Below are 10,913 nucleotides of genomic sequence, written 5' to 3'. Positions count from 1 at the left end.
CCCGCCTACAGGTCGGTTTCAAGCTGACCCGTCTGGCAGCCCGTTTCGATATTATCAACAAGGCAGATGAATCACGCTTCACCATCAAAGAGGTGGCAATGGGTAACGGGCGCCGGGGTTCCGCCTTCTTCCCGATCCGTGTATACGGTGATCTTCCACAAGCCAAAGACGGCGAACGGATCGTCTATCCGGTACGTTCCTTCAACGGCGACCAAGCCAATAAAGGTACACAGACCGGAGCATTTTACAGCTACCCCAGCCCACTGAAAGACGAAGGCTACCTGATCCTTAAAGGTACTTACCAGGTCAACAAGACCGATGAGCTGGAAGTATCGTACCGCATCCCTTTCACACAACCCAACGATGAAGGTGGCTCCACAGCTCTCGAAATCAATAACAACCATCGTTATACCATCGCAATCACGGAAGCCGACGACTATCACCTCGATTTCACCTTGTCGGTAGCCGACTGGGCCGACAGCGGTAATATCGACGATTACGAACCGGGAAAAGACGGGACAGGCACTGTCAGTATCATGATACCGGAGACCTATAAAGATAAAACCTATTATACCGAAGACACACGCACAGTCTCGATGTATATAAAAGAGGACGCCAGCAACTTCGATATTATCCTTCGCAGCAACGCTCCTGTCAGCTTTCAGTCGTCTTATGCCGGAGGTCCGGTCGCCAAAGAATACAGCTGGCTGACAATCGGCGATCTGACACAAACGCCTTCGGCAGACCTGTCTGTCACAGAATACAAATGTAATCTTTCATTAGTTGCCGGCTATGATAAGAAACGTTATCCGAAAGCCATCCTGCGTTTCATGAACCTGACCGACGGTTCGGAAAATGTCGTTTTCGTAGATGCGCTGGCAGCTCCGTCACTGGATGTAACCACCCAGCCTGCCGACAGCCATAACGCATTCGATCCGCTGACGGCAACCGCCACCTTATACAGAGTCAACAATAGTACCGTGAAGGTCAAACTGACCTGCCCGGATGGGGTCAAGGTGAAAACACTGCCGGACTGGTTGGAACAGACCGATATGCAAACAAGCGGAACGGCAACGACTTTTACCTTTAAACTAAAAGAACGTGACGTCACCGTAGCCGATAATAAAGGAACTATCACTTTCTGTAACGCCAATCAGGAAGATTGGATCGTCGATGTAACCGTGAAACTGGAAGATGCATCCAGTAACCCGGAATTTGTAAACGTGGGAGGTTCCACCGGTAATACCCTAACCGGCAGTATCGCAGACGGCGACGCTGCGATAGCCATGAATCTTATCAAATCGAACACTTTCACTGTCAATACGAACTCGCTGGAAGGTGTTGGTGTCGAGATTGCCTACGCAGGTGGCAACAGTTCTCCCAAATGGTTATCTTGTCAGGGAGGTTCTACCCTAAAGTCCAGTATGACGAACAAGATCCAGTTCGCACTCAACGAAACGGAGTTGGCGAAAGGATTGGCTACTCGGGCAACCGTCACCTTGAAAAATATCAGCGGCGGCCCGGATGCTTCTTTTACTGTCACACCTCAGTTTGTTGCTCCTACTACTGAGTCGGTTGCCGGTTCGGGCACACCGGTAGAAAACGGTTTCGACAGTTCCACTAATGCAATCTCGCTTTATAAGGTCAACAATTCATCCGTTAAGATCCAAGCCAGTTCCTTAGGCGGCAACAGTATCAAAGAGGCAATCGGTGTAACGGTTACAAAAACAACTGATACGTATGCCAGCGAGAATGAATATACCGTTCAATGGGATAATACGACTGCAGATTGTTCATTTAAGGTAGTCAACAAATCAGATGATAGTAAAGAAACGCTTATTCAAGTAACGATGCTCGACGCAACGATTACCCCGACATTCAGCAATGTGTCCGGAGGAAACAGTTGCGTAGACAAGACCGTCACGATGAAACTAGTGAACGGTAGTTCATTTAAACTGAAAACGGCGTCTGTGTCCGGTGTAAATCCTGTGATCACGTATGCGTCAGGCGGCCCTCAGTGGCTAACTTGTACAGGAGGAACAACAAAGTCCGCTTCCACATCCAATGACCTGGTATTCAACCTGGATAAAACTAAAATAACCTCAGAAGCCAAAGCAGCGACTGTCACCCTGAAAAACCTGGTTGCAGGTGGCGAAGACATCATATATACCGTTCAACCGGAATATCAGGCACCGACAGCCACCTCGGGTACAAGCATGAGTATGCAGGTAAATAATGAAGTCAATACCTTACCAACCATTACCATCGCAGGTAATTGCATCGGTGGCTCTACCATTGAAGGGCCGGCATGGCTTACTTTTAATAAAACAAGCAGTGATACGGAAGCTTTTTCCTATACGGTTAGTATAAATCCAAGTTCCGGTTCATTACCGACAAGCTCACCCGGTAATCAAACGATAACCATCAGGAATAAGACAAAAACTGCAAAGACAACAGCTATTACAGTCAATATTACTGAGACGATGGCAAGAGCTGGTAGTTTTACAGGTTATTATACAAGCGAAAGTGGTAGCTATACTTACCGCTATACAACCAGTGGCGGTACGATCACAATTACGGCATATAGCTTATTCACTGCTCCTGTTATTCAGCGGACTTATAATAGTAGTTACTGTAACAGCACTAATTATGGCAATAGCTGGTTACAATCAGAAAGCGTTTCAAATAAGATTGTAAACAATCGTAGAGAATATACATTCACTATACCTGTCAGGTCTTCCAGCGGAACAGATGCTGCTTATCAACTTCACAAAGCAGAAATTGCCGTCAAACATAACGGTAATACCGTTAGAAATTATACGGTTTGGAGAGGGGCTTCGGCTTATGGGTATTGGGTTGGAACAACCAGCTATTCAGGTAGTCCTTATTATTCAGCGTTGAAGAAAGGTAGTAATTGGTGGGCTCCTGTTAATTGTGGAGCAAAAAGAGTACCCACAAGCGGAAGTGATACAAATGGTCAGGGTAATCTTTACCAATGGGGACGAAAAGATGAAACAAATCTAGGAAGTTCGACTTCTTCTTCTAGTCCGATAAGTAATTCAACGCCCAACAATAATATATTTTATCTGGGACCTACTAGCCCGTGGGATTGGCTTACTCCTCAAAATTCAACCCTATGGAATGGTAGTAGTAAAGGCTCTAATGACCCCTGCCCTACAGGATGGCGCGTTCCAACTATCAGTGAATTAGGATCTTTAGGGACTGCATCTATCAGCAATAAATTAGTCAAAATCTCTTGTGACAATAATTGCCCTCAATTGATTTTCCCTGCTTTTGGTTATCGAACTCGTACCGATGGAACTATGACTGATACAGAAACTGCTTACAGTTATTCTTCTAATACTACCGGTGTGCGAGCATACGATTATAAAATAGGGAATGCAAGAGAAGAAACTGCACGCACTAATGCTTACCCTATAAGGTGTATTCAACAATAGAATAAATAAAATCAGAATAGTTCAGGCTTCGCCCTGACAGCGATCTTTGACATGGTGGGATGAAATAGGAAAGGTTAATCTTTTATCAACAGGAGTAACCTAAACGAGGCAAGCCTCATTAAAAACAAGCTGATATATCAATCATTTAAGATGGATTTGTTATCTTTGCCTAGGTAAAATTATAAACAAAAAGGAGGACCAGTCATGAAAGCAACAATCTCATTAGACGGAATTTGGAACTTCTTACAGTCATTATCTTTAAGCGCTAGCAACAAAGAGTGGTTGGGAGAAAAACTACTTGAAGAAGCTCGAAAAGAAAAGATTGAAAAGAAAGAATCTTACGAAGATTTTATTTGGAGTATGTGCGGCGCCTGGAATGAAGATCCACGTACAACTGAAAAAATAATAGAAGATATTCGTAATTCCCAATAGGAGAAGGTAACTGTTGTTTATCTGTTATTACATTATACGAATTAATGTTTGGAGCATATTATTCAAAACACGAAGAACAAGAAGTACCTAAAGTAAAAATGTTTGTCAATCGATTTCCAATTATTTCATTATTAGATTTCGCAGAAGAGTATGCTATAAGGAAAACACAACTTCGTTCATCAGGCATTATGATTGACGAATTTGATTTGCTAATAGCAGCCACTGCATTATCCGGTAATTATATATTGGTTACAGATAATCTAAAACATTTTCAACGATTTGAGAACCTAAAAGTTGAAAATTGGATTAAACGTTGACATCTATTAAAAAATATTCTTTCCCTATCCTCATCCCACCATGTCAATCATCAGAAAGATATTTGACATGGTGGGATTCTTTTTTATATCTGCCTGTATTCTAATGTAATCCTGTCATGTATTTGAGTTAGTGTTTAACCCGGCCGGGATAAATATATCCAGACCACAATAGTATTAATATGGCAAATACATTAAAAGGATGGATCGCACCGAATACGGTTACAGCCGATCCGAAAGACAAAATCCTCGTACTCGAAAGTACAGGTAAAGCAGACATTAACAAAGTGTATGAAGAAATGATTGCCGAAGACACCGGTCTTCGCAGAGAAACGATCGTACACGTGGTTACCCTTTACGAACGCATCTGCGCTCGCTTGCTGATGAACGGATGGTATCTGAATACCGGATTGTTTTACGCTGTGCCCCGTTTTATCGGGCTGATCGAAGACGGGAAATGGGACCCGAAAATAAACAGTATTTATGTCGCTTTCACGCAGGACAAGGTGGTACGCGAAGAGATTGCTAAAACCCACGTCAGCATCCTGGGCGAAAAACAGGATGTGATGTATATTCTCGGAACTGAAGATCGCAAAACCGGCCTGAAAGACGGTACGATGACACCGGGTCATAACTTCTTCGTTCGCGGCGCCAACCTCAAAGTGATGGGATCGAACGAAGCTGTGGGAGTTACCTTCACCGCTTCCGATGGACAGGTGCACAAGCTGGAAGAAGACCGTATCTCCATCAACAAGCCTTCCGAACTGACTTTGCTGCTTCCGGCCGACCTGGCAGATGGCGATTACGAACTGACCGTCACCACCCAATATGTCAGCAACCATGTCGAACTAAAGACTCCCCGCTCCGCCTCCATTTCCGTACACGTAGGCAAGAGTGGCGGCGGTGACGACGACCGTCCCGTGATCGAATAAAACGGCTCTTCCGGGAGAACCGGTTTCCCTTATCAGGGAAAGGATGTTTCCTACCGGTGGGAAGGTATCTCTCCCTGAGGTGGGAACCCTCCTCTCCCAGGTAAGGGAGACATGTTCTCCCGAAACAGGAAAAGAACAGGGTATAATAAAACAATATGTATCATTTTAAACAAACGAACATGAATGTAAAAAGTTTAATGCTGCTTATGGCCATAACCGGCCTGGGGGCAAGTTGTACAAACGAAGATCTCGGCGGCGAAACGACCACGGGGTCAGGACGCAGCGAGATACAACTCGTATTCAGCGGCGCCAATGGTGAAAGCCAGGAATATACCAAGGCGATCGCCAGCGAAACGGAGAATGAAATTAAAGACCTCAAAGTCTATCTGTTTGCCTCCGACGCGGCAGACGGCACGTATTACTATCTGGAAACCTGGACGGAAGGAACGGCCTATAACCCGGAAGCTCCCTCGACCGATTTCAAGAAACAGGCCTCCGGTACTTCGTGGGTGGCTTCCATCTATCCGAATGAACTGAAAGGGTTGCCTTATCTCAAGTTGATGTGCATAGCTAACAATGCATCCGGCACGACAACGGACGGGAAATTCTATGATAATACAGACACTGAAATCCTGAATGCATTGGTAAAAGTGCAGGTAGACGGCGATGGCACTGTAACAAATGCTGCCACCACTGAGGCCGATTTCAGAGCTGCTTACACTAAATTCATGAAGAACGAAGACGCTGGAGTCAAAGACATCATCCACACTCCACTACTAATGACCGGAGCCGGACAAACCAAGATCAGCGGTTCGGTTTCTAAAGTGAAGATCGACATGAAACGTGTCGTTGCCCGCTTTGACATCGACAACACCAGCACCAAGTCGCAGCTGACTATCAACACGATCACACTGGCACAGGCCCGCAAAAGCGGTTCGCTCTGGAACACGACGCTGGACGTTTATGACGATGCAACAAAAAGAGGTAACGGCCTGATGACTTACGCCGACATCACCTACACCGATTTCGTCGGAGCCAACCAGGGAACGACTGAAAGTGCCCTCTACGCCTATCCCGGGCTGGACACCGACGAAAGCTACCTGATCATCACCGGTACCTACAAAAGCCCGATACCGGGAGCCGGCAACCAGATTCCGGTAACCTACCACGTGCCGATTCAGAAAACAGTTAACGATGCAACCAGCTACATCGCTATCGAAGCAAACAACCGCTATAAGTTGCGCATTACCGACGTTACGCAATCGAACATCTACGCTTCTTTCGAGGTGGTAGACTGGACATCGGGCGGCGGCATCCATATCAAACCGGATAACGATGCACCTAAATTCGATAAGGCAACCGGATTTGAAACCGTATCCGGAAATGTTCCGGCCGCTATCGGTGACTCTGACACTGATTTCAAAGTAGAAATTAATACTTCATTCAACCTGACGGTAGCAGCCACGGGTAAGGTCTATGCCGAAACAGCCCCATTTACAAAGGCCGACGCAACGACTACCACCGACTGGCTGACAGTTGGCACTCCAGCCTACGAAGAAATAGACGGTATCTGGTACAGCAAATTCAAGCTGGAAGTGAACGGTGATGCCAATAAACAACCGGTTAGCGTCAAATTCATCAACGATGCGGCTTCTTACGATCCGGACCTGTGGACGACACTGACTTTCTACGGACCTAGCGAAGCACCGCTGCCGGAAGACGGAGGCACACACAGCTTGGGTAATACCGTTACAGACGCGACCGCCAGTATGTATAATGTGGTTGGCAGCTATATCAGCGTAAAGACCTGGTGCGTGGAAGGGACTACACTCGATTTGACCGGTAGCAAATTTGAAGAGATCGGTACGGCCGTCAAAGATGGTTTCTATACGACTTTCAGAATCAAGATCAAAGAGAAGCTGACAGATCCGACAGCCACAATCACATTCAAAAACAGTGGAGACAATGCAAAAGAAACTACATTTACAATAACCTCTGTCGACGCTTCTGCCAGTGCCGAACTGGGTGATGATGCAAATACGTATGCAACCCTCGCCGATACGAAACCTACTTATGCAATCACGACCGATGTCGATGCGTTGGGCGACAACACATACACATTAAAGATTAATGCTCCGCAAGGCGTCACCGTCGATCTGCCGAACGGCAAATGGCTGAAAGTAGTGAAAGCAGGAGAAATGGTAGACGGTATATCCAGCTACACAGTGAAACTGAACAAGGCTGCTACCACTTTCGACGATTTCGATATCAAATTTGTCAACAAGCTGGATGCCTCAGACGTGCTGACAGTGACAATGAAGAAAAAAGTAAACCCATAATAAAGCAATAAAATGAATATCATACAAAAACTATCCGTTCTCGCCTTTGGCTTCCTGCTGGCAAGCTGTACCAGCGAGAATACCCTCGACAACTTGAAGCCCGACGGAGGCAGCAGTGTCGACGAAGCCAACCGCAGGGAAGTACTGCTGACGCTGAAAAATAAACTCAGCCTGGCTCCAGCAAAGACAAAGGCGGACGATCCCATCGCCCTGGCCGAAGAGAATTATCTCCGCTCGCTGGATGTCTATGTTTTCGGTTCCGACAAGGAAGACGGAACATATACATTTCAGGAGTTATACTATTATCGTGACGACGCTTCCACCCTCCCCGCCGAAGGCGACTGGGCACACAGCTTCAACCTCACGGCCGTAGACGGAAAGGACAACCTCAGCAACGGGCTTCTGAAACTGAAAAAAGGACTGTTCGTAAAGCTATATTGCGTTGCCAACCGCACGACTTTGTATCAGACATTGGGCGATGGCACCGTCAAGCCGTATGAGAATTTCGCAGCACTCAGGCAATCAAACCCCGGACAGGCGGATAACAAGGTGATTGCCGGTGTACCGACCGAAGACGATTTCGTGGAACTCCATAGCCGGATGATCTCACCGAATGGCAGCACGGAAGATGATATCCTGCAAACACCGCTGCCGATGACCGGATCGTATGTCACCCCGCTCGACCTGACGGATTTCACGGTTTCGACCCGCACACAGCTCAGTTTTAAGTTGTCGCGTATGGTGGCCCGATTCGATGTGATCAACAATGCGGAAGACTCGAAGTTCACGATCGAAACAATCTCGATGGGGAACGGTCAACCCGGTGCATGGTTTTTCCCGATCAAGACGCTGGCAGCTAAAGCCGACGTGATCTCTTACCCGAAAAGAGAGCTGGCTGCCGAGACGCAGACCAAGGATAAATCTGAAAGCAAAGGGGCTTTCTACAGCTGGCCCAGCCCGAAAGACGATGGGGGTTTCCTTGTCCTTACCGGTAAATATGACGTGAACAAGACGGAGCAAAAAGAGGTAACTTACCAAATACCTTTCATGCAAATCAAAGACGGAGTAGGTAGTTTCATCGAAGTTGCTTATAACCACCGTTACACCATTGAGATCACCAAGGCAGATACCTATCACCTCGATTTCACCCTGAATGTAACCGACTGGGACGACGCCGGATCGATCGACGATTACGAGCCGGATAATAATTTCGACAAGAATACGAAGATCGTACTCGACGCAACTGCCGGTGCCACCGTCAATGCGTATGTACTCGATAACGGAACCATCGCCATCTCGCCGGAAGACGGCAGCAAGTTCGCTTTCAACATCAATTCGAGCACAACCTTGAAGGAAGAACTGGTTTACAAAACAGGTTCTACCAAATGGCTTGTTGCTGATGCTCGTACAAAGGCTATTGTCCCGGCTATCGAAGCCCAATATACTTATAAGGTAGACAAAGATCAAATAGCCGACCCGGCAGCTATCCTGCCCGTCACCATCCGCCTGACCAATCCGGCCAGTGGCGAACACAAGGATATTCTGGTCAAACCGACAGCTGGCCCGGTTATCTCCTGGACACAAGCGGCAGAAAACTACAACGTTTTCGACCAGACAAGTATGACGGCTACCTTATATAATGTTACAGGCCAGGCTATCACACTGAAAGTGATATCGGACAAAAAAGTGGAAGGTGATGTAACCACCACCGGTAGTTCGGCTACGATAAGCGGCACTCCTAACTGGTTATCCATCGACCCTGCCAGCGATGCAGATAATGCCGAAACAGATTATACGCTTACCGTAGGCAGCGGAGGTAGTGCGAGTTCAACAACCACGGTCGATTTTACCTCTACAGTTTCAAACAAAGCGACCCAGATCACAGTTAATCTGAAAGATCCGGAGATAACGGCACTGACTACAAACGATTTCACTTTAGGAGCGAATAATACGCTGGAGTTAAGCGGAGGTTCTAGTAGTAATCCGAAAGTCACCATGACAGGTCTGGCTCATAACTCGTTTACCGTAGCTGTCGTTTCTCCGGAAGGAGTCACAGCCGCAGTTACCGGTGGAGATGATTGGCTGGGTATAGAGATGAAAGACGGTTCTTCCGCCCCGAAAGGCAAGAAGCAGACGATCATCACGGCTACTATCAGCAGTGCATCAGCCAACAAAGACGATGGCCGGATCACGATCACCAATCCGTTGAATAACACAACGACGGTTATAGACGTAAAGATGGAGTTACCGACAGGGCCGACGGTTTCGCTGGTCGATGTTGCAGGTAGCTTCAGTACATACACATCGGGAGCAGCTACGCTTTACAACGTGGTAGGACAAACGATCAAGTTGCAAACCAGTGACGCAGCAACGGTCACAACCACTGATGCCACCTGGTTAACTCTCCCATCTACAAAAGCGACAGAACATGAGATAACTGTTAAAACAGCACAGAGCGCAGGTTCCAACGGTACGATCACCTTTACCAATGATGCAGACGGCAAAACTAATGTAACTGTCACATTGAAAGATGCGACTATTACGGCACCGACTGATGCTGAGTTCAGTGCAGGAACAGGTAGTAATACCTTTGCCGCAGCATCTGGAGGTAGTAATGCCAAAGTAACAATGACAGATGCGGCCAACGGCAACAAGTTTACACTGACTATCACTTCTCCGGAAGGGATTACTGCCGGCACAACTGATGCTGATAGTTGGTTGACTATTGAAACTGGTGAAAAAAGTGGTTCTTCTGGCAGTTATACGAACGTAGTAACAGCTACTGTTAAAGACTTCAGTTCTGATCAATCAGGAACGATCACACTGACCAATGCAATTAGCGGCGGCGGTAATCTGACCATTGATGGGGAAGCGAAAGCACCAACAGTGCCATAACAGACTGGTTCTTTGAATAAATCAATATAATACACAGATGACGCAGATCGAGCAGATCTGTGTTATCTGTGTGTTATTTACAGACTTTTAGAACAGTTTCTTTAATTTCCAATAGCAATAAAAAAAGGAGGTCAATTATGAATAAGAACGATTTGGTACTTCAGTTATCGACCCGTCTATCGTTACCCCAAAAGGATAGTCAACGCTATCTAACCACATTATTAGATATTATCTCACAAGAACTATCCAACGGCAATAAGCTGATGTTTCAAAACTTCGGCACTTTCTCCCGCTGGGAACAAACCGCCCGCCTCGGCCGCAATCCCCGCACCGGATACGAATGCCAAATACAAGCCCGCAACAGCGTCAAATTCAAACCTGGAAAGTCCTTACTGGCCAGAATGAATGAAAAAGGATAGTGACATGCTTGTAGGAAAGGTTCAAATATTATCAACAATGAGCCAATTTGCTAATGTGCCAATATGCCGATGGAGATAGCAATAGGTTCAATTATTTTCAGAAGTGAATGTTGTGTTCGTAGGG

At 46.5% G+C, this 10,913-nt stretch carries 6 protein-coding genes and 1 pseudogene; all 7 read left to right on the top strand.

Annotation, left to right across the window (positions count from 1 at the left end):
* A pseudogene (locus QZ076_RS21255) lies at positions 1-3,458 on the top strand (hypothetical protein); the annotation flags it as partial.
* A gap of 204 nt (positions 3,459-3,662) precedes the next feature.
* Positions 3,663-3,890, top strand: coding sequence for a hypothetical protein (locus QZ076_RS21250; RefSeq protein ID WP_293717111.1), 228 nt, complete (start codon positions 3,663-3,665; stop codon positions 3,888-3,890).
* Entirely contained in the window at positions 3,887-4,207 is a 321-nt protein-coding gene (locus tag QZ076_RS21245) for a PIN domain-containing protein (protein WP_293717112.1), read from the top strand. The genes QZ076_RS21250 and QZ076_RS21245 overlap by 4 nt, the downstream gene beginning before the upstream one ends.
* Before the next feature lie 179 nt (positions 4,208-4,386).
* Entirely contained in the window at positions 4,387-5,136 is a 750-nt protein-coding gene (locus QZ076_RS21240; protein ID WP_293717110.1) for a DNA-binding domain-containing protein, read from the top strand.
* Positions 5,137-5,315: 179 nt separating this feature from the next.
* On the top strand, positions 5,316-7,475 hold the full coding sequence (locus QZ076_RS21235; RefSeq protein WP_293717109.1) for a hypothetical protein: 2,160 nt from the start codon (positions 5,316-5,318) through the stop codon (positions 7,473-7,475).
* Between the two features lie 12 nt (positions 7,476-7,487).
* Entirely contained in the window at positions 7,488-10,370 is a 2,883-nt protein-coding gene (locus QZ076_RS21230) for a hypothetical protein (RefSeq protein ID WP_293717108.1), read from the top strand.
* Between the two features lie 137 nt (positions 10,371-10,507).
* Entirely contained in the window at positions 10,508-10,789 is a 282-nt protein-coding gene (locus QZ076_RS21225; RefSeq protein WP_293717107.1) for an HU family DNA-binding protein, read from the top strand.
* Positions 10,790-10,913: the final 124 nt, after the last annotated feature.

It is taken from the genome of uncultured Parabacteroides sp. (genome assembly GCF_905196875.1).
Taxonomy (GTDB): domain Bacteria; phylum Bacteroidota; class Bacteroidia; order Bacteroidales; family Tannerellaceae; genus Parabacteroides.
Note: the sequence above shows the minus strand (reverse complement) of the source record. Positions and strands in the feature narration are given on the sequence as shown.

Coding starts and splice junctions, on each gene's coding strand:
- QZ076_RS21250 (WP_293717111.1), top strand. CDS start 3,663: ATGAAAGCAACAATCTCATTAGACGGAATTTGGAACTTCTTACAGTCA.
- QZ076_RS21240 (WP_293717110.1), top strand. CDS start 4,387: ATGGCAAATACATTAAAAGGATGGATCGCACCGAATACGGTTACAGCC.
- QZ076_RS21235 (WP_293717109.1), top strand. CDS start 5,316: ATGAATGTAAAAAGTTTAATGCTGCTTATGGCCATAACCGGCCTGGGG.
- QZ076_RS21230 (WP_293717108.1), top strand. CDS start 7,488: ATGAATATCATACAAAAACTATCCGTTCTCGCCTTTGGCTTCCTGCTG.
- QZ076_RS21225 (WP_293717107.1), top strand. CDS start 10,508: ATGAATAAGAACGATTTGGTACTTCAGTTATCGACCCGTCTATCGTTA.